The organism is Pseudomonas sp. D2002, assembly GCF_013385735.1.
Lineage (GTDB): Bacteria > Pseudomonadota > Gammaproteobacteria > Pseudomonadales > Pseudomonadaceae > Aquipseudomonas.
Genome location: NZ_JACAPL010000015.1, coordinates 180,219 through 204,681, shown reverse-complemented (window position 1 = coordinate 204,681; position 24,463 = coordinate 180,219). Strand labels below are relative to the sequence as shown.

Annotated in this window: 24 protein-coding genes; 13 read left to right on the top strand and 11 right to left on the bottom strand. The window is 56.4% G+C overall.

The window, feature by feature from the left end:
• Window positions 1-28: 28 nt before the first annotated feature.
• From HX783_RS26085 to HX783_RS26055, 7 genes are all read right to left on the bottom strand, one after another.
• Complete coding sequence (locus HX783_RS26085) at window positions 29-1,477, bottom strand: mannose-1-phosphate guanylyltransferase/mannose-6-phosphate isomerase (RefSeq protein WP_177018771.1); 1,449 nt, start codon at window positions 1,475-1,477, stop codon at window positions 29-31.
• Window positions 1,478-1,977: 500 nt separating this feature from the next.
• The gene (locus tag HX783_RS26080) at window positions 1,978-2,616 is read right to left on the bottom strand and encodes an acetyltransferase (RefSeq protein WP_177018770.1); all 639 of its coding nucleotides are present in this window, start codon (window positions 2,614-2,616) and stop codon (window positions 1,978-1,980) included.
• Complete coding sequence (locus tag HX783_RS26075; RefSeq protein WP_256347308.1) at window positions 2,604-4,259, bottom strand: glycosyltransferase; 1,656 nt, start codon at window positions 4,257-4,259, stop codon at window positions 2,604-2,606. Before HX783_RS26075 ends, HX783_RS26080 begins: the two co-directional genes overlap by 13 nt.
• Complete coding sequence (locus HX783_RS26070) at window positions 4,256-6,535, bottom strand: glycosytransferase (protein WP_177018769.1); 2,280 nt, start codon at window positions 6,533-6,535, stop codon at window positions 4,256-4,258. The genes HX783_RS26075 and HX783_RS26070 overlap by 4 nt, the downstream gene beginning before the upstream one ends.
• Entirely contained in the window at window positions 6,532-7,290 is a 759-nt protein-coding gene (locus HX783_RS26065; protein ID WP_159958836.1) for an ABC transporter ATP-binding protein, read from the bottom strand. The genes HX783_RS26070 and HX783_RS26065 overlap by 4 nt, the downstream gene beginning before the upstream one ends.
• On the bottom strand, window positions 7,287-8,069 hold the full coding sequence (locus tag HX783_RS26060) for an ABC transporter permease (RefSeq protein ID WP_177018768.1): 783 nt from the start codon (window positions 8,067-8,069) through the stop codon (window positions 7,287-7,289). The genes HX783_RS26065 and HX783_RS26060 overlap by 4 nt, the downstream gene beginning before the upstream one ends.
• A 102-nt stretch (window positions 8,070-8,171) precedes the next feature.
• Complete coding sequence (locus HX783_RS26055; RefSeq protein WP_177018767.1) at window positions 8,172-9,257, bottom strand: DegT/DnrJ/EryC1/StrS aminotransferase family protein; 1,086 nt, start codon at window positions 9,255-9,257, stop codon at window positions 8,172-8,174.
• 418 nt (window positions 9,258-9,675) lie between these two features.
• Here HX783_RS26055 and HX783_RS26050 point away from each other — a divergent pair, with 418 nt between their 5' ends.
• Window positions 9,676-11,241, top strand: a complete 1,566-nt coding sequence (locus HX783_RS26050) for a PAS domain-containing methyl-accepting chemotaxis protein (protein WP_159958842.1) — start codon at window positions 9,676-9,678, stop codon at window positions 11,239-11,241.
• A gap of 104 nt (window positions 11,242-11,345) precedes the next feature.
• Here HX783_RS26050 and HX783_RS26045 read toward each other — a convergent pair whose 3' ends face one another.
• Window positions 11,346-12,032 (bottom strand): alpha/beta family hydrolase, encoded by a 687-nt coding sequence (locus HX783_RS26045; protein ID WP_177018766.1) that lies wholly within the window; start codon window positions 12,030-12,032, stop codon window positions 11,346-11,348.
• Window positions 12,033-12,111: 79 nt separating this feature from the next.
• Between HX783_RS26045 and ccoN (HX783_RS26040) the strand changes: the two genes are divergently transcribed.
• The 10 genes from ccoN (HX783_RS26040) to HX783_RS25995 all read left to right on the top strand — a co-directional run bounded on the left by ccoN (HX783_RS26040) (window position 12,112) and on the right by HX783_RS25995 (window position 19,739).
• Complete coding sequence (gene ccoN / locus HX783_RS26040; protein ID WP_159958846.1) at window positions 12,112-13,545, top strand: cytochrome-c oxidase, cbb3-type subunit I; 1,434 nt, start codon at window positions 12,112-12,114, stop codon at window positions 13,543-13,545.
• 10 nt (window positions 13,546-13,555) lie between these two features.
• Window positions 13,556-14,164: a cytochrome-c oxidase, cbb3-type subunit II gene (ccoO, locus tag HX783_RS26035; RefSeq protein WP_017134815.1), complete on the top strand. Its 609-nt coding sequence runs from the start codon at window positions 13,556-13,558 to the stop codon at window positions 14,162-14,164.
• 3 nt (window positions 14,165-14,167) lie between these two features.
• A complete protein-coding gene (locus tag HX783_RS26030) occupies window positions 14,168-14,368 on the top strand; it encodes a cbb3-type cytochrome c oxidase subunit 3 (RefSeq protein ID WP_159958848.1) in 201 nt (66 codons plus the stop codon).
• Complete coding sequence (ccoP, locus tag HX783_RS26025) at window positions 14,365-15,312, top strand: cytochrome-c oxidase, cbb3-type subunit III (RefSeq protein ID WP_177018765.1); 948 nt, start codon at window positions 14,365-14,367, stop codon at window positions 15,310-15,312. Before HX783_RS26030 ends, ccoP (HX783_RS26025) begins: the two co-directional genes overlap by 4 nt.
• Window positions 15,313-15,698: 386 nt before the next feature.
• Window positions 15,699-17,141, top strand: coding sequence for a cytochrome-c oxidase, cbb3-type subunit I (gene ccoN / locus HX783_RS26020; RefSeq protein WP_177018764.1), 1,443 nt, complete (start codon window positions 15,699-15,701; stop codon window positions 17,139-17,141).
• Window positions 17,141-17,749: a cytochrome-c oxidase, cbb3-type subunit II gene (ccoO, locus tag HX783_RS26015; protein ID WP_159958854.1), complete on the top strand. Its 609-nt coding sequence runs from the start codon at window positions 17,141-17,143 to the stop codon at window positions 17,747-17,749. Before ccoN (HX783_RS26020) ends, ccoO (HX783_RS26015) begins: the two co-directional genes overlap by 1 nt.
• A gap of 5 nt (window positions 17,750-17,754) precedes the next feature.
• Window positions 17,755-17,940, top strand: coding sequence for a CcoQ/FixQ family Cbb3-type cytochrome c oxidase assembly chaperone (locus tag HX783_RS26010; protein ID WP_016775513.1), 186 nt, complete (start codon window positions 17,755-17,757; stop codon window positions 17,938-17,940).
• Complete coding sequence (gene ccoP / locus HX783_RS26005) at window positions 17,937-18,914, top strand: cytochrome-c oxidase, cbb3-type subunit III (RefSeq protein WP_159958856.1); 978 nt, start codon at window positions 17,937-17,939, stop codon at window positions 18,912-18,914. Before HX783_RS26010 ends, ccoP (HX783_RS26005) begins: the two co-directional genes overlap by 4 nt.
• A 159-nt stretch (window positions 18,915-19,073) precedes the next feature.
• Window positions 19,074-19,328, top strand: a complete 255-nt coding sequence (locus HX783_RS26000) for a type II toxin-antitoxin system Phd/YefM family antitoxin (protein ID WP_101272438.1) — start codon at window positions 19,074-19,076, stop codon at window positions 19,326-19,328.
• The gene (locus tag HX783_RS25995) at window positions 19,329-19,739 is read left to right on the top strand and encodes a type II toxin-antitoxin system VapC family toxin (protein ID WP_177018763.1); all 411 of its coding nucleotides are present in this window, start codon (window positions 19,329-19,331) and stop codon (window positions 19,737-19,739) included.
• Window positions 19,740-19,815: 76 nt separating this feature from the next.
• On the opposite strand, the gene HX783_RS25990 is transcribed toward HX783_RS25995, so the two are convergent.
• The 3 genes from HX783_RS25990 to HX783_RS25980 all read right to left on the bottom strand — a co-directional run bounded on the left by HX783_RS25990 (window position 19,816) and on the right by HX783_RS25980 (window position 21,985).
• Complete coding sequence (locus HX783_RS25990; protein WP_177018762.1) at window positions 19,816-20,235, bottom strand: hypothetical protein; 420 nt, start codon at window positions 20,233-20,235, stop codon at window positions 19,816-19,818.
• A 258-nt stretch (window positions 20,236-20,493) separates the two neighbouring features.
• The gene (locus HX783_RS25985) at window positions 20,494-21,240 is read right to left on the bottom strand and encodes a hypothetical protein (protein WP_177018761.1); all 747 of its coding nucleotides are present in this window, start codon (window positions 21,238-21,240) and stop codon (window positions 20,494-20,496) included.
• Between the two features lie 49 nt (window positions 21,241-21,289).
• Window positions 21,290-21,985 (bottom strand): hypothetical protein, encoded by a 696-nt coding sequence (locus HX783_RS25980; protein ID WP_177018760.1) that lies wholly within the window; start codon window positions 21,983-21,985, stop codon window positions 21,290-21,292.
• Window positions 21,986-22,441: 456 nt separating this feature from the next.
• Here HX783_RS25980 and ccoG point away from each other — a divergent pair, with 456 nt between their 5' ends.
• Together ccoG and HX783_RS25970 are read left to right on the top strand one after the other, a co-directional pair.
• Window positions 22,442-23,857, top strand: a complete 1,416-nt coding sequence (ccoG, locus tag HX783_RS25975) for a cytochrome c oxidase accessory protein CcoG (RefSeq protein ID WP_177018759.1) — start codon at window positions 22,442-22,444, stop codon at window positions 23,855-23,857.
• Window positions 23,858-23,875: 18 nt separating this feature from the next.
• Window positions 23,876-24,415 carry a FixH family protein gene (locus HX783_RS25970; RefSeq protein WP_159958868.1) on the top strand — a complete coding sequence of 180 codons (540 nt, stop codon included), beginning with the start codon at window positions 23,876-23,878 and terminating at the stop codon, window positions 24,413-24,415.
• Window positions 24,416-24,463: the final 48 nt, after the last annotated feature.

Here is a 24,463-nt window from a genome sequence, read left to right as displayed (position 1 = left end):
ATACTCATTCGGGCAGGTCATTAATACCTTACTTGCCGTTTTCGGCGCGACCGTAAATGTCCTCAAACCGAACGATGTCGTCTTCGCCCAAGTAATCGCCACTCTGCACTTCAATCAACACCAGATCGATAACCCCTGGGTTTTCCAGCCGATGAGTGTGGCCTGCGGGAATAAACGTCGACTCGTTGGTGTTGAGCAGGAATTCACGATCATTGTTAAACACGCGCGCCATGCCGCTCACCACAATCCAGTGTTCGCTTCGGTGGTGGTGCATCTGCAGTGAGAGTGAACCCTGCGGCTTGACCACGATGCGCTTGATCTTGAAACGCTGGCCTTCTTCCAGGGTGGTGTAGGCACCCCAGGGACGACGAACCGTGGTGTGATCAAGGTGCGAACAGTGACCGCTCTTCTTCAACTGCGCCGTGATTGCCTTAATGTCTTGTGCATGGTCTTTGTGGGCAACCAGCAGGGCGTCCGGCGTATCGACGATGATGAGATCCTCGACCCCGACCAAAGCAGTCAGGCGTCGCGGGCTGCGCACGTAGTTGTTGTTGGCACCATGAAAAATGGCTTCCCCTTCGACACGGTTGCCCTGCTCGTCCGAAGGCGACAGCTCGCTCATGGCATTCCACGAGCCGATATCACTCCAACCGATATCACAAGGCACTGTTGCCACCTTGCTTGAGCGCTCCATCAGCGCGAAGTCGATGGAAATATCAGGGACCCTGGCAAAGCTTTCCGGCTCCAGATGCAGGCTGCGATGGCTATTGCCAGTCATCGTGCCGGAACCTGCCAGGCACTGGTCCACAGCACTGGAAACATCCGGTGCGCAGAGTGCCATTTCTTCAATTAACGTACCGGCGCGGAAACAGAACATGCCGGAATTCCAGAAATATTCACCTGACGCCAAGTAACCTTGAGCGGTTTCAAGGTCGGGCTTCTCGACAAAGCGCTTAACCTTGAAGCCATTACCGAGTGGGGTTTCATTGTCTTTCTGGATATAGCCGTACCCGGTTTCCGGATACTCAGGCTTAACGCCAAAAGTTACCAGCCAGCCCTCTTTGGCCAACTCGGATGCTGCCGAAACAGCGTCGGCAAATGCCGCATGGTTATCGATCAGGTGATCAGCTGGGAGCACCAGCATGATGGCATCTTGCCCATGAGTGCGCGCAACTTCTTGAGCCGCCAGCGCAACAGCGGCTGCAGTATTACGCCCAAAGGGCTCAAGCACGAAACTCAGGTTAGTGAACTGAGGCGCTTGTGCGCTGTATTCATCTAAGGTTTTGAAATAGAGATCACGATTAGTGATTGTCAACACTTCGCTGACTGCATCCAGAGCCAATGCGCGACCATAGGTTTTGCGAATCAGATTACCGCCACCAGGCAGTTCGATAAACGGCTTGGGATGTGCTGAACGAGAGACAGGCCACAGACGACTGCCTGCACCGCCGCAGATAATGACTGGAACAAGTGTCACAATGTAACTCCTTTACGTACTGCCACTTGATTTCGGCTGCAGCGTTCGCCCCCTCGATGCGGCAGACCCGAAAACAAAGTGACGTAGAGTCTTTCAGCTAAATAAAGTCAAATCGCCGAAGCGTCCAGGGGGAAAAACATAGTGAGTTTTCTTACAAACTAGCGCCAACATTCTTATTTAAATGACTATTTATGTCTAGGAAAATACGGAATATTCCTATCGCCAAATCTGTTTTTCATCTCTGGCAAACTGGCCTCTGGATAAAACATGTCACTTTTCAGTGGAAAGGTCTGAGCATCCGCTCAGCAGGCGTCTAAACCGCTGCCTGCCACGGTCTAGAGCCCTGCCGGGGGCTGTCGCTTTTTAGTGTGAAGCGCCAGTGACGAAAGGCATGGGCAAGTGGGTGTGTTGTGCTGAACTTGGCCTTACATCCGGATGCAGGCGAGCGGTGCAGTAAACGACGATCAATTCGCACTTGGAAAGAGGCGCAAAGTGCGCGATTAACATGCCAAGGTGCACTTGATCAGCTTGCGCGTCGGTACGCCCACATAGACGCCAGGCTCCGCTAAATCACGGTGTGCGCACGCACCTGCGCCCAACGTCACGCCATCTGCGATCTTCACACCGTCAATAACGGTCGACCCCGCGCCAATAAAACAAAACTGTCCGACATGGCACCTTCCAGCGACCGCTGCATTGATGGAAATATGCGTAAAATCACCGATCGTGCACTCATGTTCAACGATCGCTCCGGTATTGACCACACACCCAATTCCCACGGAGGCCAAAGGGCCGACATGCGCGTGATGCCCTACAAACGTACCCACGCCTAATGTCGAACCGAAGCCGATTGTGGCCGTTGGGGACACGAGCGTGGCTAAAGGCCAACCACGCTGATCCACCCAATCGCACTGCGCTTGTCGGCGGGCGCCGTCTCCCGAGGCAGGCATGACAGACCATCCCTGCGATAGATCCTCATCCCAACTGCGACGCACCGGAAACGCCCCACAGGTTTCATCAGGACGCGCATGGTGGTCTACGAAACACAGGTGTTTCACGCCCAACGCCAATGCGACATCCGCCACAGCGCGAGCATGACCACCACAACCAAGGATCAACAAACCCTCTAGTGGGCGCACAGGGCGGGCTCCTGTGCGGCGGAGTCGGTTCTGGAGATAGCCTCCAATATATCGATGTGCTCGTTTACAACATCCGCCCAACTGCGCCTGGCGAGCGCCGCGTAGGCACGCAATTGAATACCCAGCAACTCATCCCGGTTCTGCACGCCCCACTCAATGCGGTAGGCGATATCCCTCCAATCATAGGGATCAAAAAACGTCACCCTTTGCAGTTCGGCATCCACCAGGATCTCTTCAGTGACCGGTATACGCGCCATGACCACGGGGGTTGCAACGGATAATGCTTCAGTAAATGTAAACGGACACCCACCTTCACTCAGGCTCGGATTCACCGCCAAATCTGCCAACGAGTAACACGCAGCCAATTCGCCCACTGACAACCCATGCATACACAGCACGTCATTTTCCAGGTGATGGTCGCGGATAAAGGCCTTCACCGGCGCAAACCCTTCTGCGTTCCCCGTGAGTATCAACTTATGCCGAATAAAGTGGTTATGAAGGAGGTGTTTGTAAGCCTTCAGCAGAGAAATTAAATTCTTGTTCGGTCGAAACTGACTCGCATAAAAAATGAACTTTACTTCGCCGTTGGCAAACGTGGAGGAATACGCCGGGTTTGAGGTTTTTCTCAGCGCCCTTTTAAAGAGCATCACACAATAGTTTTTGGACGCTGCCTCTGCGTCTACGCAACCTTTAACGGCGATATGCTCGCTGAGATCATTGGGTGCATGATGAGCCACAGAAACAGCTGACGATTTCAGCGCGTATCGCTCAACAAGTGTTTGCCATTTCACCTGCTGACTGTAGGTGACAAAGTGTTGTCCGCCCTGGATGGCAGCCTCTACGCGTTCGTATACCTGCAGAAATCGTTCCCCGCCTACCTGCGAGAATCCAACCGGAAAATCCGCTAGCACAACATCCGGCACACACATCAAACGGGGCGCTTGAATCTTATTGAACGCCGGCCAAAAAGCCGTAGGGCCGTACCACGCCTTCACCTCTGTCAGGGTGTTGATCAGTTGTAACATACGGTCTGACTCAACCTGCTCCAATCGACGGTACAGGCGCAGGACAAACGTATCCTCCTTTGGAGCCTCTGCAGAAGCCAGCAAGGGGTTGATCAAGCGTTTCACCGGTCGAAAACACTTCTGCGCAACACCGTTGAGCTTCAATTGAAGCCTATACAGCGGTACAAGGATCAGTAAGGGGCTTATCAACAAGAGCAATAAACACAAGGGCGCCACTTCGAGGCCCAGGCGGACCACACCCCGATAAGAGTCAACCGCAATCAAGCGTTCTTCAACGTGACTCAGGAACATCGCCTTCCAGGAAACCAGCGTTTTCACGATACGTTGCTTCAGCGACGGTTTTTTAAGCCGTTTCTTTCCAGCGATATAGTGTTCATAAACGCGCAAGATCAACGGAATATTCGGCGGACACACAATCTCGAACACCCCGTCCTGAACACCTTCGCTCTGAAACAAGTCATGCAGTGCTTTTTTTGTCCAGCTCGGGCAGACCAACGTAAACTTTACATCATCACGCCCGGCTGCCCCTTTAAGGAACGCGGCAAGGTAGCGGCCCAACCCTTCATGTCGCAGGTCCACACCGGGCGCGTACGCCAAGTAAATCCCGAAGTGTTTCATAAGCACTCCCTGGCAACCTGCCAATAGGCACCTGCTGACTTTTCTACACGTTGCTCACGCAATACGGCACACGACGGCAGGGTCTTGCGACGATCCAAATAGGTAAGTTCCATGTCTTTAAGCTGGCTGGCCATGTGCGCTGGGTCGTCCGACCGCATCCAACTCAACGTCAGGGAAAACTGTTGATCAATCTCCCTCATCGCCGGGTAATCACTGCTTAATGACGGCACACCCAGAGTGGCCGCCTCGATGACACTGAACGTTCCATTGTCTATTGAACCGGCGTGCCACAAAAAGGCAGCACGGGAAAGCACAGCCTGATAATCGCGCTCCGGCAACTCACCCAAAATTTTGATACGCGCGCGTACCTGTGAATGCTTAACAAGCCTGTTCGCTACCTGCTTGAGATGGGGCAATGTGCTTTTAAATAGTCCCTTCGTGTCTACGCCGGTCATTCTGCACTCGAGTGTTCCGCCCAGTGTTTCGTAATAAATCTTTAAGGCTTCCACTGCATTCAAATGGTTCTTGTGCAATGCCGAATTCGTCGTCCACACAAAATAGTCCGAGTGGTCGATAGCACACGCCTGCGTGCTGGAAAAATCGGGCGCGAGCATCGGCAGCTTGAAGACTTTATTGGCGGGCACACCGGCGTAGTTCAACGCATCCTGTTGGGTAAATTCAGTGGTCACCCATACTTGTGACGCGGCTCTTGCTGCTTCCAGAAATGGCTGATCAGCGCCAAAGGGAAGTATCGGCGTATACCGTTGAAGATAGTCATACACCATCAGCACCGACGGCCGCAGGGGTAAGAGCGGTGCACTCAAACGATCGGATATGACCAGCCAGGCATCACACTCCTGAAGATGGTTTATCCCATCATCAACAATCAGGTAGCGCGGGCTATTCGGCTCCCAGCCCTCATGCCCGGCATAGCGCATCGCCCGACGGGCCGGCATGGCGTCTAGAACGCCCCATTGATAGGCGCGAATGGTAATGCCCTGTTCAAGGTCTCTGAACGCGTCAGGCGGATAGCTCTGCGAGTTGTCCAGATGCAGGAATACGATATCGGCCGGTTCGCCCGCTTGACGGCTGCCCTGGTACAAGGCGTTGGCGACAAGTTTGGCGCCCCGCAGGCTGCCACCTCTGTACTCCACCGGCACGATTACCGCAATTCGCTTGCGGCGAACAGGACGATCCAGGCTGTCCTTTCTTGAGGACTCAAGCCCGTTGATTATTTGCCTGAATCCACGCTGCCAAGCCTGCTCACAGTTCTTGGCTTTCATCGGTTCAAGCAACACCCTTTGGGTGTCGCGGATGCGCTGAATAAAACCTTGGTCATCACGCATCAGTCGTTTGGCTTTAGCCTTGGCCTCTGCCACGGTTTTGCAGCGCCCTGGTAATGCAGCCCCGCCCATTTTATCGAGCATTCCACCGGCCATGAATAATAAAGGCATGCCCGCACGAATGGCTTCAAAGGGATGATAATGAATATGATTGGGCTCACGGGAGTGATAGAACATCACCTTGTGCTGCCGCATGTTGTATTCATGCTGTTCACGGGACACAAAGCCTATGACATGTTTATCCTGGACCGCGATAGGCTGCGCGCCGCCAATGGTGTATTCGATATCAGAAAAATCGTGAATAAAGTTTTTATAGATATTTTCAAAGTAGGGAGATGACCCAATCCTTGGGCAAACGAACATCACCTTGTTCAAATGCCCCTCCCATTGTTCAGGCGTGGCGTCGCCTTTCAAACCGACGGGTAAAAAACAGTCCCTGCTCGCCAAAAAATGCTGCTCCACCTCCTTCAAATGTTCATAGCCAGTACCCAACCAGAAACGTGAGCCTATGGCTTTGATATCCCGCACGAGCGCCTCACCCGCTGCTTCATACAATAATTGCGAATAGCTGAAGCCCTTGGACAACCCAAATACCCGCAATACGATCGCGCCGCGAAAATGGCGAACAGCACTTGTGATCTGCGGCACGAAGAAGCCGACCACGGCAATATCAAAGTAAGCATTGGCAATTCGCCAGGCTTCTTCGCTGGGGTTCGCATACCAATCCTGCGAATTAAGAATATCCACGTCTGACTGAGGGATTGTTAAGGCCGCGTCAAAGCTGAAATCGACATCGGCGGACAAATTCCCCTCATCATAGGGAAAGCGTTTGGGCATAAACACTTCATTCACGCCCAAGGCGCTCAGCTGTTCAACTTCGAAGGTTCGCAATGTCGTGTGATTGAGCAGCCAAAGGACTCTGAGTGTTTTCAAGATTGGGCCAGTCCATTGATAACTTTATATTCGGCCACCGCCTCGTCACAGCCACCGTCAAACACCAGTTCACCGTGATGAAACACCAGGCCCCGATTGCATATCGAACGTAATGCACTGAAATCATGGGTGGCCAGGACCAGAATTTCTGCTTGCTCGATAAGCCCGGTAATCCGCTCCCTGGCCTTGGCCATGAAGTTCGCATCGCCTGCCCCGATCACCTCGTCAAGCAGCAATATATCGCCGCCCACTGTGGTGGAAATGGCAAACGCCAGCCTGACTTGCATGCCGGCCGAATAGGTCTTTATCGGGTAGTCGATAAATTCTCCAAGCCCGGCAAACTCGACTATTTCGTCGGCTTTCTCACGCATGAACTTAGGCGACAGGCCCAGCAACAGTCCTCGGTATAGAACATTTTCGCGGCCGGTCGCATCAGGCTCGAAACCCAGGCTCAAATCAAAGAGGGAGCGAACTTGCCCTTCAACCTTCAGCAGGCCACTTGAAACGGGGTAGAGCCCGGCGACCGTTTTCAAAAAGGTACTTTTGCCTGCCCCATTGTGCCCAAGCAAACCGACACGTTCCCCGCTGTTTATTTCGACACTGATATTTTTCAGCGCATGGATGTCAGCCACGTTTGAGCGGGCGTGATTATTACCAAACGCACCGGCCATCAGGGATTTCAACGAACGTTCTTTATAAGCCACCGAGGCATAATGAAGATTAACGCCCTGAAGCAGAATCCGATTATTTTTCATAGGTAAAAGATCACTTTGCGCTCAACTCTGCTACCAACGACAATTGCCAACACACCAAAAAAAACCGCAAGCCCGATGCTGAATGCATAGTTTTGCCACGTCGGCCATTCGCCCTGAAGCAAAGGCGCACGTATCAATTGCAGCAGGTGGTAAATAGGGTTGTAATCGACCAGCGCATGAAGCCCGCCGTTCGTGAACATCTTGGCTTCGAAATACACCGGTGAAATAAACCACAACGACTGCATGATCAGCCCAAGGGCGTGGGGAACATCTCTAAAACGCGTACTCACGTAGGACAACAGGGTGGAGACAGGCCACGCAATCAACGCCAGCACCGGAAACAGCGTCAATGAGGCCAACCAGCTCCAGCCGATATTCTGTGGTAGTACCACGACCACCCAGCCATAGAGCGAGATACTGGCCAGCAGTAAAACGATGTTACTGCTCAACACCGTGCGCAAGGTATATATCGCCAGGGGATGATTGCACTGCTTGATGTAGGCGTCTGCCTGAACAAATGACAATGAAGCCGCCACGGTGTTCGCCGATATACACTCCCACACGATGATCCCGGAAAGAATATAAGGCGCGTACGTGACAATGTCCGCATTAAACAGCTTGCTGAACACTAACGTCAGTAACAGCGTCAGGCCTAACGGCTGGATAACTGACCATACAATGCCAAAAAAAGAGCGCCGCCATCGGGATCGAAGATCAGCCAGCGAAAGGTGAACCCAAAAGTAACGGGCATCCCACACACGGGAAAAGTACAAAAACATCACGTCACCTGAGCAAATAGAGTGAGTCCAAACATTCATCGGCCATTGGCCGCTTGAAGTTTGAAGGTGGCCCAAGTCAACTTATCAACCTGCCCCTGCGTATCAGTCGGCAAAGAAACGGCGAATCGCATCAGCCACGTGCACGACTTGCTCACGGCTCAGCGTCGGATAACTGGGAAGGTTCATTCCACGCGCACTGAGGTCTTGTGCGATCGGGAAGTCTTCATTGGTTTTGCAATGCGGCATGGTGTGAGCAGGCGCAAACAGCGGGCGCGTCTCTATGCCTTGGCTTTTGAGTTGATCACGTAACGCCTGACGCCGGCTCGGATCGTCCAATAGCACGGAGCACATCCAATAGGAGTGGCGGGTGCCTGGCTGCTCCGCGTGCATGCGCAACGGCAGCCCTTCAAGCGTTTGATGGTACCAACCGGCAATTTGGCGCTTAAGCGCGAGAATCTCGTCCGCACGTTCCAACTGAGCAAGGCCAATGGCCGCACAGATGTTGGTCATTCGGTAGTTGAACGCCAACTCATCGTGCCAATACTCACGCGTCTTGGAAACGCCTTGGCTTTTAAGGTGGCAGGCCCTTTCGTGCACAAAGCGGCTTTTGCACACCACCATCCCGCCTTCGCCGGTGGTGATGGTCTTGTTGCCAAAAAAGCTGAAGGTGGCGACATCACCGAAGGTGCCGATATGCCGGCCTTTATACAAGGAGCCGAAGGCTTCGGCGCAGTCTTCGATCAGCAGCACGTTATGCGCTCGACAGAGCGCAACCAGCCCATCCATGTCACAGGCCAGGCCATACAAATGCACAATCATGATGGCTTTGGTGTGCGGCGTAATTCGACGGCGAACGTCCTCGACACTGATATTCCAGGTGTCGGCGTGGGACTCGGCGTAGACCACCTTGGCCCCGGTCTGCATGATCGTGTTGACCGATGCCACGTACGTCAGTGTAGGAACAATGACTTCATCGCCAGGCCCAAGCCCCAGGGCAGCCATTGCCAGGTGCAAGGCAACCGTGCCGTTACTCACGGTGGTGGCGTGTGCAGCGCCAATATAGCGGGCGAACTCGTTTTCAAAGCGGGGAATGAATTCTCCTCGAGAAGATATCCATGTCGAGTCGAGGCACTGGTTGACGTATTCCTTTTCGCGCCCACCCAGAAAGGGCTGATAGACCGGAATCATCCGCGCCCCTCCGCGCCAAGCACAATGTTATTACGCGCACAGGTGTGGCAACGACAAACAAGCGTAGTGTCTTTCATTAAGATGAAGTCTCTGACGCGCCTTTTGAATATTAATCAAGTGCGCTTATTGACTGTTAGTTAAGTGCACCCAATCTTAAAAAGGCCGCACACCTACAACTCAAAGGTATTCTTCATCTTCAAAAAAACAACATGACATACGAAATACATCCACTTCTTACTTCAACTAAGCTCACACCCTTCAGATAATTCCTACACACACCGACTTCATGCTCTAAGCTGTCCAAGAATGCTTACCGACACAGCGGGATAGATCGCCCAAGCAAATAACCTTCAGAAATTTCCTCAACAATCGCCCCCACCTGCCGATACCCCCTGAAAGCCTTGCGGATTGAACAACCATGCGTAATAACCAACCCGTTACCCAGCGCGAACGTACCTTCCCCGCTCAGCAACGGTTGATCTCCACCACAGACGCCAAAGGCGTGATCACCTACTGCAACGACGCCTTCGTCGAGATCAGTGGGTTCACCCGTGACGAACTTATCCGCGCTCCGCACAACCTGGTGCGTCACCCGGATGTGCCGTCGGCCGTGTTCGCGCACATGTGGTCCACGCTCAAACAAGGCTTGCCATGGATGGGCATCGTTAAGAACCGCTGCAAGACCGGCGATCACTATTGGGTTAACGCCTACGTGACACCGGTCTTCGATGGCAACCAGGTGATTGGCTACGAATCGGTGCGCATCAAGCCCACCGCCGAGCAGATCCGCCGGGCCGAAGCGCTCTATCAACGGATCAACCAGGGCAAGTCGGCCGTTCCTCAGCGGGACAAATGGCTGCCGGTGTTGCAGGACTGGCTGCCGTTTATCCTGGTCAGCCAGTTGAGTTTCATGATCGGCGCGTCGCTCAACTCCCACTGGGGCTTTGCCCTGGCGGCGGGGTTGTCGGTGCCGCTGGGCCTGTTGGGCCTGAGCTGGCAACAGCGTGGCCTCAAGCGTCTGCTGCGCCTGGCTGAGCAGACCACGTCCGACCCGTTGATCGCACAGATGTACACCGACAGCCGTGGCGCACAGGCGCGGCTGGAGATGTCGATTCTCAGCCAGGAAGCGCGTCTGAAGACCTGCCTTACGCGCTTGCAGGATACGGCCGAGCACCTCAACGACCAGGCCGCACAGTCCAACACCCTGGCGCACAACAGCTCCAGCGGCCTGGAACGCCAGCGCGTGGAAACCGAGCAGGTGGCCACCGCGGTCAACCAAATGGCAGCGACCACCCAGGAAGTCGCCAGCCACGTGCAGCGCACGGCTGACGCCACCCAGGAAGCCAATCGCCTGACCGGTCGCGGTCGCGATATCGCCGGGGAAACTCGCGAGGCGATCCAGCGCCTGTCGGTCGCCGTGGGTGAAACCGGTGTGACCGTCACTCAATTGGCCAAGGACAGCGATGAAATCGGCGGCGTGGTTGACGTGATCAAGGGCATCGCCGACCAGACCAACCTGCTGGCCTTGAACGCCGCCATCGAAGCGGCCCGCGCCGGTGAGATGGGCCGTGGTTTTGCGGTGGTCGCCGACGAGGTCCGTCAACTGGCGCAGCGCACCGCCGAGTCCACCGGGCAGATCCATGCCCTGATCGCCAAGCTGCAGCACACCGCTGCCGCCGCCGTGCAAACCATGGACGCCGGGCATCGCCAGGCCGAAGAAGGCGTGGCGCGGGTGATGGAGGCGGACCAGGCATTGGTGGGCATCAGTGAAGCGGTGGCCAATATCACCGACATGACCACGCAGATCGCCGCCGCCACCGAAGAGCAAAGCGCGGTGGCCGAAGAGATCAGCCGCAACATCAGCACGATTGCGCTGTTGGCGGATCAGACGTCGGAACAGGCGATGAACTCGGCGCAGTTGAGTGAAGAGCTTACCCATACCGCGAATACCCAGTACTCGCTGGTGGAGCGCTTCAACCGCTGATACAGATCGTTCCCACGCTCTGCGTGGGAACGCCTCCTGTGACGCTCTGCGTCACTGCTTCAAGAGCGTCCAGGGCTGCATTCCCACGCGGAGCGTGGGAATGATCAGTGGAGAAACCCAGCCACCTTCACCGCCGCAGCCTCCAAATGCTGCTCATGACTAAACCCCGAAGCCTTCAACGGCTTCAAATCATGATCCCCCGCCACCAGCCACATCACCTCGATGCTCGGCGACAACTCATACCCTTCCACCGCCGCCCGATTGCCCAACGCATCACGCTCGCCCTGCACAATCAACGTCGGTGTCTTCAGCCCGGCCAAATGTTCGGTGCGAGGTTTTTCCGGCTTGCCCACCGCATAAAACGGATAGCCCAGGCACACCAGCCCATCAGCACCCAATTCATCCGCCAGAATACTTGCCATGCGCCCGCCCATGGACTTGCCGCCAACGGCCAGTTTCCCAGCGACATGACGTCGCACCTCGGCGTACACCTCACGCCAGGTTTCCAGCAGTTTGGGCGCCGGGTTCGGCGGGCGTTTACCGCCATCCACACGGCGCTGGGCCATGTAGGGAAACTCGAAGCGCAACACGTTGACGCCATGCCCGGCAAGGCGTGCAGCCATGTCGTTCATAAACCCCGAGTCCATTGGCGCGCCGGCGCCGTGAGCCAGGATCAACGTCACCGGCGCACGCGCGATAGACCCTTGCGCCGCATCCCACAACCAGCCGCGCTCACGCACACACTGCGCCCATTGATCCCCGTCAATACTGGCCTTGTGCTCTTTGCCCATGCTTGCCTCGCTTTTTAGTCTGCCTATAACTCCAGCCCAAGTGCCGCATTCGCTTGGGTTGAACCGTGGATGGGGAACCATGAACACTACTTTAAGTACCGCCTATAACTACAAGGTGGTCCGCCAATTCGCCATTATGACGGTGGTGTGGGGCATCGTCGGCATGGGGCTCGGGGTTTTTCTCGCCGCCCAATTGGTTTGGCCTGCACTTAACTTCGATTTGCCGTGGACCAGCTTTGGCCGCTTGCGCCCACTGCACACCAACGCGGTGATTTTTGCTTTCGGGGGCTGCGCGCTGTTCGCCAGCTCCTTCTACTCGGTGCAGCGCACCTGCCAGACGCAGCTGTTCGCGCCGAAAATCGCCGCGTTCTGCTTCTGGGGCTGGCAGTTGGTCATTCTGCTGGCGGCGATCAGCCTGCCGCTGGGCTACACCAGTTCCAAGGAATACGCCGAGCTGGAATGGCCGATCGACATCCTCATCACCATCGTCTGGGTGGCCTACGCCATCGTGTTCTTCGGCACGGTGATGAAGCGCAACACCAAGCACATCTACGTCGGCAACTGGTTCTTCGGTGCGTTCATCATCACCGTGGCCATCCTGCATATCGTCAACAACCTGGAAATCCCGGTCAGCCTGACCAAGTCCTACTCCCTCTACGGCGGTGCGACAGATGCCATGGTGCAGTGGTGGTATGGGCATAACGCGGTAGGCTTTTTCCTCACCGCCGGCTTCCTCGGGATGATGTACTACTTCGTGCCGAAACAGGCCGAACGCCCGGTGTATTCCTATCGCCTGTCTATCGTGCACTTCTGGGCACTGATCACCCTGTACATCTGGGCCGGCCCGCATCACTTGCACTACACCGCGTTGCCGGACTGGGCGCAGTCGCTGGGCATGGTGATGTCATTGGTGCTGCTGGCCCCCAGCTGGGGCGGCATGATCAACGGCATGATGACGCTGTCGGGCGCCTGGCATAAGTTGCGCAGTGACCCGATCCTGCGCTTCCTGGTGGTGTCGCTGGCGTTCTACGGCATGTCGACCTTCGAAGGCCCGATGATGGCGATCAAGACCGTCAACGCCCTCTCCCACTACACCGACTGGACCATCGGCCACGTACACGCCGGCGCCCTCGGTTGGGTGGCGATGATCTCCATCGGCGCGCTGTACCACATGATCCCGAAAATCTTCGGCCGCGAGCAGATGTACAGCCTTGGCCTGATCAACGCGCACTTCTGGCTGGCCACCATCGGCACCGTGCTCTACATCGCCTCGATGTGGGTCAACGGCATCGCCCAGGGCCTGATGTGGCGTGCGGTCAACGAAGACGGCACCTTGACCTACTCCTTCGTCGAAACCCTGGTGGCCAGCCACCCTGGCTTCATTGTGCGGCTGGTGGGCGGTGCGGTGTTCCTCAGCGGGATGTTCCTGATGGCTTACAACACCTGGCGCACCGTGCGCTCGGCGCCATCGCTGCAAGCCGCCGAACCCGCCACCGCCGCGCAGATGGCCTGAGGAGTCTGTGATGAAACACGAAACGATTGAAAAGAACGTCGGCCTGCTGATGCTGCTGATGGTGCTCGCCGTGAGCATCGGCGGCCTGACCCAGATCGTCCCGCTGTTCTTCCAGGACGTGACCAACAAGCCGGTCGAAGGCATGAAGCCCTACACCGCGCTGCAACTGGAAGGCCGCGACATTTACATCCGCGAAGGCTGTGTGCAGTGCCACTCGCAGATGATCCGCCCGTTCCGCGCCGAGACCGAACGCTACGGCCACTACTCGGTGGCGGGCGAAAGCGTGTGGGACCACCCGTTCCTGTGGGGCTCCAAACGCACCGGCCCGGACCTCGCCCGCGTCGGCGCGCGCTACTCGGACGACTGGCACCGCGCGCACTTGTACAACCCACGCAACGTGGTGCCGGAGTCGAAAATGCCGGCCTACCCGTGGCTGGTCACGGCGCCGGTCGACAGCAGCCACACCGAGACCAAGTTGAAAGTGATGCGCACCCTCGGCGTGCCGTACACCGACGACGACATCAGTGGCGCGGTCGCCAGCCTCAAGGGCAAAACCGAGATGGACGCGCTGGTTTCGTACCTGCAAGTGCTCGGCACTGCCATCAAGAGCAAGAGGTGAGCCATGGGATTTGAATTCGATGCGGGCACCATCCGCGGCCTTGGCACGCTGGTGGTCGCCATTGCGTTTATCGGCCTGTCGCTGTGGGTGTTCAACAACCGGCGCAATGCGGAATTCGAGCAGGCCCGCCTGCTGCCTTTCGCCGATGAACCTCTTCCATCCGACGCTCAAGAAGAGCCTGCAACAAGGAGCACACGCCCATGACGACGTTCTGGAGTACATGGATCTGCGTATTGACCCTCGGCAGCCTGATCGGCCTGACCTGGCTGTTGGTCGGCACCCGCAAGGGCGAGACCAAGGGCAGCGTCGACCAGACCATGGGCCACGCCTTCGACGGTATCGAGGAATACGACAACCCGCTGCCCCAGTGGTGGTTCATGCTGTTCGCCGGCACCTTGGTGTTTGCCGTCGGCTACCTGATTCTCTACCCGGGCCTGGGCAACTGGAAAGGCGTGTTGCCGGGCTATGAAGACGGCTGGACCCAGACCAAGGAATGGGACAAGGAAATGGCCAAGGCCGACGCCAAGTTCGGGCCGATCTTCGCCAAATTCGCAGCCATGCCGGTAGAAGAAGTCGCCAGGGACCCGCAAGCGCTGAAGATGGGCGGTCGCCTGTTCGCCTCCAACTGCGCGGTGTGCCACGGCTCGGATGCCAAGGGCGCCTACGGCTTCCCGAACCTGGCGGACAACCTGTGGCGCTGGGGCGGTTCGGCTGAAGCGATCAAGGCCACCATCCTTAACGGGCGCCACGCAGCAATGCCGGCCTGGGGTGAAGTGCTGGGCGAGGACGGTGTAAAAAACGTCGCCGCCTATGTGCGTCACGACCTGGCCAAGCTGCCGTTACCCGCCAACAGCACCGCCGACCTTGCCGCCGGGCAAGCCGCGTTCAGCACTACCTGCGTGGCCTGCCACGGCCCACAAGGCCACGGCGTGGAAGCCATGGGCGCGCCGAACCTGACCGAGCCTGCCGGGTTCATTTACGGCACCAGCCTGGCGCAGTTGCAGCAGACCATCCGCCACGGCCGCCAAGGCCAGATGCCGGCGCAGGAAGTGCTGCAAGGCAATGACAAGGTGCACCTGCTCGCCGCCTATGTTTACAGCCTGTCCCACAACGCTGACGGCGCAACGCCAGAAAGCCAAACGGAGTAACTGCTGACCTGTGGCGAGGGAGCTTACTCCCTCTCCACAGCAAGCTCCCTCGCCACAGGTTCTGCATTCATTCTTGAAGTTGCGCGACCAAGTGTCGCACCCTTCCCGAGACCAACTTTCCCCTCCTGCTAATCGGGTCTACGCTTGCTTGCACAGTGGACCGATTCCGGCGTACGCAGCAACAGCTGTTGCCCCCTAAAAAATTCTTGTCCACTTGATCAGCTTTCTATTTTTGATTTTGTCCTTACACCAAACATGGAAAGGGCGCAGAATCTGGCGTGGAACGCATTGATACAGGTCAGTCATTGCGTTGCAATGGCCCCTCGGTTTCTACATACTTGCGGCCGATTTTACCTATAAAAAAACCTAAACCGTGGAACCTTAGAATGAGCACAGCAATCAGTCCGACTGCTTATAACTATAAGGTAGTCCGCCAGTTCGCCATCATGACGGTGGTCTGGGGGATCCTTGGCATGGGGCTCGGGGTGTTCATCGCCTCGCAATTGGTTTGGCCGGAATTGAATTTCGGTTTGCCATGGACGACCTTTGGCCGCCTGCGTCCGCTGCACACCAACCTGGTGATTTTCGCCTTCGGTGGCTGTGCATTGTTTGCCACCTCCTACTATGTCGTGCAGCGAACCTGCCAGACGCGACTGATCTCCGACGGCCTCGCCGCGTTCACCTTCTGGGGCTGGCAAGCCGTGATCCTCGGCGCCATCATCACCCTGCCGCTGGGCTACACCACCACCAAGGAATACGCCGAGCTGGAATGGCCGATCGCCATTTTGCTGGCCATCGTCTGGGTGACCTACGCCGTGGTGTTTTTCGGCACTATCGTCAAGCGCAAGACCAAGCACATCTATGTGGGCAACTGGTTCTACGGTGCCTTCATCCTGGTGACGGCGATGCTGCACATCGTCAACCACGCGTCCCTGCCGGTGAGCTGGTTCAAGTCCTACTCGGCCTACGCCGGGGCAACGGACGCGATGATCCAATGGTGGTACGGCCACAACGCCGTGGGCTTCTTCCTCACCACGGGCTTCCTGGGGATGATGTATTACTTCGTGCCCAAACAGGCCGAACGTCCCATCTACTCCTATCGCCTGTCCATCGTGCACTTCTGGGCGCTGATCACCCTGTACATCTGGGCCGGCCCACACCACTTGCACTACACCGCACTGCCCGATTGGGCGCAGTCTTTGGGCATGGCGATGTCGATCATCCTGCTGGCGCCAAGCTGGGGCGGCATGATCAACGGCATGATGACTTTGTCGGGCGCTTGGCATAAATTGCGCACCGACCCGATCCTGCGCTTCCTCGTGGTATCGCTGGCGTTCTACGGCATGTCGACCTTCGAAGGGCCGATGATGGCCATCAAGACGGTCAACTCGCTGTCCCACTACACCGACTGGACCATCGGCCACGTGCACGCCGGGGCGCTGGGTTGGGTGGCGATGATCTCCATCGGCGCGCTGTACCACATGATCCCCAAACTGTTCGGCCGTGCGCAGATGCACAGCGTCGGGCTGATCAATGCGCACTTCTGGCTGGCCACCATCGGCACCGTGCTCTACATCGCCTCGATGTGGGTCAACGGCATCACCCAAGGCCTGATGTGGCGTGCGATCAACGATGACGGCACCCTCACCTACTCCTTCGTCGAAGCGCTGCAAGCCAGCCATCCGGGCTACATCGTCCGCGCCCTGGGCGGTGCGTTCTTTGCCAGCGGCATGCTGTTGATGGCCTACAACGTCTGGCGCACCGTGAGTGCCTCCGACCCGGTAGAAGCCGAAGCCGCCGCCAAGATCGCCGTTGTGGGAGCTCACTGATGAAGCATGAAGTAGTCGAGAAGAATATCGGCCTGCTGGCCTTCTTCATGGTCATCGCCGTGAGTATCGGCGGCCTGACCCAAATCGTTCCGCTGTTTTTCCAGGACGTGACCAACAAACCGGTGGAAGGCATGAAGCCGCGCACCGCGCTTGAGCTGGAAGGCCGCGACGTCTACATCGCCAACGGTTGCGTGGGCTGCCACTCGCAGATGATCCGCCCGTTCCGCGCCGAAACCGAACGCTACGGCCACTACTCGGTGGCCGGCGAAAGCGTGTGGGACCACCCGTTCCTGTGGGGTTCCAAGCGTACCGGCCCGGACCTGGCCCGCGTCGGCGCACGTTACTCCGACGACTGGCACCGCGCGCACTTGTACAACCCGCGCAACGTAGTGCCTGAGTCGAAAATGCCGGCGTACCCGTTCCTCGTGGAAAACAAGCTCGACGGCAAGGACACCGCGAAGAAGATGGAAGTCTTGCGCACCCTGGGCGTGCCCTACACCGATGAAGACATCGCCGGTGCCGCCGCCGCCGTTAAGGGCAAGACCGAAATGGACGCATTGGTGGCCTACCTGCAGGGCCTTGGCACCCTCATCAAAAGCAAACGGTGACCTGCATGGATATCGGGATGATTCGTGGCCTGGGCACCGTTGTGGTGATGGTGGCCTTTATCGGCCTGGCACTGTGGGTGTTCAGCCCCAAACGCAAGTCGGAGTTTGACGACGCAACCATGTTGCCCTTCGCGGATGACCCCGAAGCCATCAAGCACGTCGAGCAAGCGTCTAGGAGTAACAAAGAATGACTACGTTCTGGAGTCTGTACGTTACAGTCCTCAGTCTGGGTACCATCTTCGCCCTGACCTGGCTGCTGCTGTCGACCCGCAAGGGCCAGCGCACCGAACAGACGGACGAGACCGTCGGCCACTCGTTCGATGGCATCGAGGAATACGACAACCCGCTGCCGAAGTGGTGGTTCATGCTGTTTGTCGGCACCATCATTTTCGCCCTCGGTTACCTGGCGCTGTACCCTGGCCTGGGCAACTGGAAAGGCCTGTTGCCGGGCTACAACTACCTCGACAACGACAAGCAAACCCCCTTCGCCAACGGCCAGACCGGCTGGACCGGCGTGCACGAATGGGAAAAGGAAATGGCCAAGTCGGAGGCCAAGTTCGGGCCGATCTTCGCCAAATTCGCCGCCATGCCGATTGAAGAAGTCGCCAAGGACCCGCAAGCCTTGAAGATGGGCGGCCGTTTGTTCGCGTCCAACTGCTCGGTGTGCCACGGCTCCGATGCCAAGGGCGCCTACGGTTTCCCCAACCTGACCGACGCCGACTGGCGCTGGGGCGGCGAGCCGGCAACCATCAAGGAAACCATCATGAAAGGCCGCCACGCGGTGATGCCGGCCTGGGCTGAAGTGATCGGCGAACAAGGTGTGGCCGACGTCGCGGGTTTCGTGGTGACCAACCTCGACGGCCGCAAACTGCCCGAAGGCGCCAAGGCCGACGTGGCCAATGGCGCAAAACTCTTCGCCGCCAACTGCGTGGCCTGCCACGGCCCGGCCGGTAAAGGCACCCCAGCAATGGGCGCGCCCGACCTGACACATCCGGGTGCATTCATCTACGGGTCGAGCTTCGCGCAACTGCAGCAAACCATTCGTTATGGCCGTCAGGGCCAGATGCCGGCGCAGGAGTTGCTGCAAGGCAACGACAAAGTGCACTTGCTGGCAGCCTATGTGTACAGCTTGTCCCATGGGGATAAACCGGCTGAGGAGCAGTAAGCCTCAGGCATGACAAAGCCCCGAATTACGGGGCTTTGTCGTTTCTGGCTCCTCCCATTTCAACGACTGGCCCCTCAACCGCTCGTAACATCAAACTTGTCGACCGCGGCGGCAAAGTAGTAACGTAACTACATCAAGTCTGCCGAAGGGGGATGCCCCATGACCATCACCACCATTTCCAGCCGTGAATTCAATCAAGACACAAGCGGTGCCAAAAAAGCTGCCCGTCAGGGGCCGGTTTTTATCACTGATCGCGGCAAGCCCGCCCATGTACTGCTAAGCATTGAGGACTACCAGAAACTGACAGGTCTGAATGTCGACATCGTCGACCTGTTGGTGATGCCGGAAGCGGCCGAAATCGACTTTGAAACCGAACGTGCCGTGATCACTCACCGCCCCGTGGACCTCTCTTGAATGTACCTGCTCGATACCAACGTAATCTCTGAACTTCGTAAACCTCAGGCCGACGCCCGCGTGGTGGCCTGGGCAAAAAGCGTTATCGCCCCACGCATGTTTATCTCAGCCATTACGCTGAAGGAATTGGAAACCGGCGTACTGCGTATGGAACGCCGAGACCCGGCTCAGGGGAAAGTGCTCCGTACGTGGCTCAAACGTCACGTAATGCCAGCGTTCGATGCCAGGATATTGCCGGTTGATGCCGCCGTTGCGCTGCGTTGTGCCCATTTGCATGTGCCGGACCAGGCGAACGAAAGTGACGCACTGATCGCCGCGACCGCTCTGGTTCACGGGCTTACCGTGGTTACTCGCAACGTCAGCGATTTTCAATCAAGCGGTGTCTCACTGATAAACCCCTGGAGTGAATGAACTTGCGCCTCACGGGAGCGTAAAACGCTCCACCGATTACTATCGGCGAAACGTTTTATGCGTACGCACCAGCGAACTATTGACGAGGTTGACCGCCCACTCGAATAGGCCCAACGGGTTGTGGAGTGAAATCACGAACGTAGGGACGCGCCCCGTTTACATCCCTTGGCAGATAGTGGTCTACCACCCCGACGAAACGTTCAAATGGATAGCTCTGCGTATTGCTGCCGACAAAGCCCCTTAACGCTTCGTTATTCAGCAACTCAAGTGCCAACTGCTTGATGGCTGGGTCACCGTTGCCATTGGCTATCTTCTTGAGCGAGTCCAGGGTGATATACCCTTTTTTATCAGGGTCTTCCAACTTGGAAAAGTGTTCCACTACCTGCTGCGCCAGTTTGGCATCCTGGCCACTCGGCCTATATCGTGCACCTGTCGGCCTCTCGTACACGGCCGGTTCAGCTGCGGGCTTCTGGGTGACGAATGTTCCAATTTCCATCTTTAAGCACTCCTCTAAGTTGCACCGATTGAGGTTGAACGGTGTACCCATGAGTAGCGAATAAACCAAAAGCCGTTCCTGAAATACATATAGCGTCACACACATGTATTCTTACGGAATCGTTCTAATAGTTAATACCTCACTGAACAATCATCGGAGAGCTTCAGAGACCACAAAGCCCCGCGCAGCGAACGCTGACGGGGCTTTGTTACTTACGAGCGTAGACTGTACAGACAGTCTTGGGCTTCTATAGGGTGATCATGACAACCGCGTCCAGAAATCGGCATAATCCCCCTTGTAATAACCCGCTATCTCCTGCCCTCTTTCATCGTAATCAATTTTCTGAGGATATCGGGAACCATAAGTTTCCACAGAGGAGTACCCGACTATTTCTTTTAGCGTATTTATACCAATCTTGTCATCAAGGGAGCCGTTCGGCGCCGCATCCATCCTCTTGAACAGGTCCAGCCGGCGCAACAGTTCACGTGCAAACGATGAGTCTTCTGCTGTAAACCCATCCTCGCCCTTTGAGTGAGCCGCCTGCCCAAGAGAACTTCGAGTGACAAAGTTAGGATCATTCGGATCAGTAAATTTTTTGAAGTTCATGACCAGGTATTTACTCATGGCTTTATCACTCCAGCCACCGAAGTTTTTCTCATCGTTGCTGGGTGCGATTGCGTTGAATATATCCTGCCGATAAATCTTACTGTCTAACAGACCCTTGCCATCTTTGTCCAACGCATACATGAAGTCGTGCCGCTTCCGAGTCTCCTCGGCGACGGCTCTATCCTTTGGAGAATGCAAGCCCGAAATAGCGACGTTTCTGAGCGACTCGGGAGTGATATACCCGGTTTTCGGGTCGATGAATGTTTCAAAATTAAAAAACAAGTGAAAACCTAACGAATAGTTACTCGCAGACTGAGCGATTTGTGCAGGCGTGAGCCTGGGGGCTTCCACAGGCACAGTGTTATTAGTTGAATTTACGGCCGGAGCGTTTACATTCATAGATCACCTTTAGTTTAAAAATAGATACCGCATGATTGACTTAACGCTGTTAGAGAAAATCCGTTTTCCAGGAGGCCCCACCAAATTCACCATGTTTAACATAACGATTTTTCATCAAAAGCGTGCCATCCTCTCCATACAGAGCGTACGTATCAACAGTGTATGTGTTTGACGCATATTCACCACTGACGACTTCTTTACCCTCATATACTTTTTTCGTCACGAGCCTATCGTAGACATCTCGCTTAGATACAGCACCATCCACATCAGAGCAGTAGGGGTCTTCGTACCCGCTGAACAACTCTTTTCGGTTCAACAACTCACTCGCGAAGGCCATAGCCTCGGGGGTAAACTGACCGTCTTTCGAGTTTGCAACGCGCTCCAGAGAAGCCCGTGTAACAAACTCCTTATCACCAGAATCCATGGACGACAAAACCAGGCGGGGCTTAGCGTCTGCATCCATAAACGTATTGAAATGTTTACCGAGGTATTGAGTGATCTCCTTGTCGCTCCATTTACTCAGTTCTTTCGGACCACTGGGCGACGTGGTGCTTGCCACTGATGCATCGCTGGAAACATCCTGCTTTGCTGCCTCTTTCCTGGCCTCAGCAAATTTGGCTATTTGCCTGTCCAGGTAATTGGTTAGTACAAGACGGGGGTAATCAATGGGCTCGCCTGATTTAAGCGCATTAGCAAGCTGATCCACCGGAAAATTGGGTACAAACGAATTTCGTCCGACGTCCATATATTTGTTCCTTCAAATGTCCTGTGCTTGGAATTAAGCAAGGTTCCATTAAGTGGATAATTAAAAAGAACGGTTCCTTCGTATAAATTCGAGTCTGTTAAAAGGCATTTCCGACCTATCGAAACGTAGGCCTCCTACGGCATGGATTTCAATTGCGCACAAACAGACCGCGTGGCTGACTTGGCTCACCAGGGCGCATCGTGGTGTCCACCTGCCTGTGCCCGTGCTGACTATGACCCTGGGACGAATGCCCTCTGCGTCTGAAAACCGTCCATACTTCACAAGTCAATTGACCCAGATCACGTACACCATCAATTGATTTCCCCCAACGCGACCAAAGGTCGCACCCGTTCAGCCGTACCAGGGGCGTATCATTACGCCACTGCAAGAGCCTATTTTTGACCCCGGTTGGCACGTACTGGCCGAGGCAAATCTCCACCGCCGTGGGATGCAATGATGAGCAACCAAATACCGGTACATGACGTTACCCCGCCTGCCAAAAACGCCAGTCAATCCGTCGACCTCTATGCGTCGCGCGAGAAAATCTACACCCGCGCCTTCACCGGCCTGTTCCGCAATTTGCGCATGCTCGGCGGCGCCGGTTTGTTCCTGCTCTACTTCGGTACGGTGTGGCTGAACTGGGGTGGTCACCAGGCGGTGTGGTGGAACTTGCCGGAGCGTAAATTTTTTATTTTTGGCGCGACTTTCTGGCCGCAGGATTTCATCCTGCTCTCGGGCATTCTCATCGTTGCCGCCTTTGGCCTGTTCTTTATCACCGTTTACGCCGGGCGCGTGTGGTGTGGCTATACCTGCCCGCAAAGCGTGTGGACGTGGATTTTCATGTGGTGTGAAAAGGTCACTGAAGGCGACCGCAACCAGCGCATCAAGCTCGACAAAGCGCCCATGGGCGCCAACAAATTCCTGCGCAAATTCAGCAAGCACACGCTGTGGCTGTTGATCGGGTTTGTCACCGGCATGACCTTCGTCGGCTACTTCTCGCCGATCCGCGAACTGGTGTTCGACTTCTTCACCGGCCAGGCCGATGGCTGGTCGTATTTCTGGGTCGGGTTCTTCACCCTCGCCACCTATGGCAATGCCGGCTGGCTGCGTGAACAGGTGTGCATCTACATGTGCCCGTATGCGCGCTTCCAAAGCGTGATGTTCGACAAGGACACCTTGATCGTCTCCTACGACCCGCGCCGTGGCGAAGTGCGTGGCCCGCGCAAAAAAGGTGTCGACTACAAGGCCCAGGGCCTGGGCGATTGCATCGATTGCACGATGTGCGTGCAGGTGTGCCCCACCGGTATCGACATCCGCGACGGCCTGCAAATCGAGTGCATCGGCTGCGCGGCGTGCATCGACGCCTGCGACAACATCATGGACAAAATGGAGTACCCACGCGGCCTGATCAGCTACACCACCGAACATAACCTGTCGGGGCAAAAGACCCACAAGCTGCGCCCGCGCCTGATAGGTTACGCGCTGGTGTTACTGGCGATGATCAGCCTGTTGGTCGGCGCATTTTTCATGCGTTCGCTGGTCGGTTTCGACGTCAGCAAAGACCGTGTGCTGTTCCGCGAAAACGCCGAAGGCCGCATCGAAAACGTCTACAGCCTGAAGATCATGAACAAGGACCAGCGCGACCACACCTACGTGCTCGACGCCTCGGGCCTGCCGGACCTCAAGCTGCAAGGCCGGCGCGAGATCAAAGTCGCTGCGGGGGATATCGTCAGCATGCCGGTGGAGCTGTCCAGCGCCCCCGAGCAACTGCCGTCGAGCACCAACGAAGTGAAATTCATCCTCCGGGATGCCGATGACGACAGTGTCCACATTGAAGCCAAGAGCCGATTCATCGGCCCACAAGTCCGTTAATAATCAGAGAGCAAAACAATGCCCGTAGCCACTGCCGCAAGCCCTTGGTACAAGCACCTCTGGCCCTGGATCATCATCGGGATCCTGACCTGCTCGGTGACCTTGACCTTGTCCATGGTGACCATTGCGGTGAAGAACCCGGACAACCTGGTCAACGACAACTACTACGAAGCCGGCAAAGGCATCAACCGCTCCCTCGACCGCGAACTGCTGGCCCAGACCCTGCAACTGCGCGCCACCGTGCACCTGGACGAACTGACCGGTGAAGTCGACGTGCACCTGACCGGCAACAGCAACCCGACCACCCTGGAACTGAACCTGATTTCGCCGACCCAGCCGGAGAAGGATCGCAAGATCAACCTGGCCCGCAGCGACAGTGAACCGGGCCGCTACCTCGGCCAGGTCACCGACAAGGTCGAAGGCCGGCGCTTCGTGGAATTGCTCGGCGTGGAGGGCGACAGGACCTGGCGCCTGTTCGAAGAAGAACAGGTCAGCCACGATAAGGACTTGCTGCTGGGCGATGAGCCGTTGCAGGGTGCTGAAGACCTGAAGAAGTAACACGCCTGCGCTTAGATCGTTCCCACGCTCCGCGTGGGAATGCAGCCC

Excerpts from the sequence above, each read along its gene's own strand:
- HX783_RS26075 (WP_256347308.1), bottom strand. The coding sequence starts at position 4,259 with ATGAAACACTTCGGGATTTACTTGGCGTACGCGCCCGGTGTGGACCTG.
- HX783_RS26065 (WP_159958836.1), bottom strand. The coding sequence starts at position 7,290 with ATGAAAAATAATCGGATTCTGCTTCAGGGCGTTAATCTTCATTATGCC.
- HX783_RS26060 (WP_177018768.1), bottom strand. The coding sequence starts at position 8,069 with ATGTTTTTGTACTTTTCCCGTGTGTGGGATGCCCGTTACTTTTGGGTT.
- HX783_RS26055 (WP_177018767.1), bottom strand. The coding sequence starts at position 9,257 with ATGATTCCGGTCTATCAGCCCTTTCTGGGTGGGCGCGAAAAGGAATAC.
- HX783_RS26050 (WP_159958842.1), top strand. The coding sequence starts at position 9,676 with ATGCGTAATAACCAACCCGTTACCCAGCGCGAACGTACCTTCCCCGCT.
- HX783_RS26045 (WP_177018766.1), bottom strand. The coding sequence starts at position 12,032 with ATGGGCAAAGAGCACAAGGCCAGTATTGACGGGGATCAATGGGCGCAG.
- ccoN (WP_159958846.1), top strand. The coding sequence starts at position 12,112 with ATGAACACTACTTTAAGTACCGCCTATAACTACAAGGTGGTCCGCCAA.
- ccoO (WP_017134815.1), top strand. The coding sequence starts at position 13,556 with ATGAAACACGAAACGATTGAAAAGAACGTCGGCCTGCTGATGCTGCTG.
- HX783_RS26030 (WP_159958848.1), top strand. The coding sequence starts at position 14,168 with ATGGGATTTGAATTCGATGCGGGCACCATCCGCGGCCTTGGCACGCTG.
- ccoP (WP_177018765.1), top strand. The coding sequence starts at position 14,365 with ATGACGACGTTCTGGAGTACATGGATCTGCGTATTGACCCTCGGCAGC.
- ccoN (WP_177018764.1), top strand. The coding sequence starts at position 15,699 with ATGAGCACAGCAATCAGTCCGACTGCTTATAACTATAAGGTAGTCCGC.
- ccoO (WP_159958854.1), top strand. The coding sequence starts at position 17,141 with ATGAAGCATGAAGTAGTCGAGAAGAATATCGGCCTGCTGGCCTTCTTC.
- HX783_RS26010 (WP_016775513.1), top strand. The coding sequence starts at position 17,755 with ATGGATATCGGGATGATTCGTGGCCTGGGCACCGTTGTGGTGATGGTG.
- ccoP (WP_159958856.1), top strand. The coding sequence starts at position 17,937 with ATGACTACGTTCTGGAGTCTGTACGTTACAGTCCTCAGTCTGGGTACC.
- HX783_RS26000 (WP_101272438.1), top strand. The coding sequence starts at position 19,074 with ATGACCATCACCACCATTTCCAGCCGTGAATTCAATCAAGACACAAGC.
- HX783_RS25995 (WP_177018763.1), top strand. The coding sequence starts at position 19,329 with ATGTACCTGCTCGATACCAACGTAATCTCTGAACTTCGTAAACCTCAG.
- HX783_RS25990 (WP_177018762.1), bottom strand. The coding sequence starts at position 20,235 with ATGGAAATTGGAACATTCGTCACCCAGAAGCCCGCAGCTGAACCGGCC.
- HX783_RS25985 (WP_177018761.1), bottom strand. The coding sequence starts at position 21,240 with ATGAATGTAAACGCTCCGGCCGTAAATTCAACTAATAACACTGTGCCT.
- HX783_RS25980 (WP_177018760.1), bottom strand. The coding sequence starts at position 21,985 with ATGGACGTCGGACGAAATTCGTTTGTACCCAATTTTCCGGTGGATCAG.
- ccoG (WP_177018759.1), top strand. The coding sequence starts at position 22,442 with ATGAGCAACCAAATACCGGTACATGACGTTACCCCGCCTGCCAAAAAC.
- HX783_RS25970 (WP_159958868.1), top strand. The coding sequence starts at position 23,876 with ATGCCCGTAGCCACTGCCGCAAGCCCTTGGTACAAGCACCTCTGGCCC.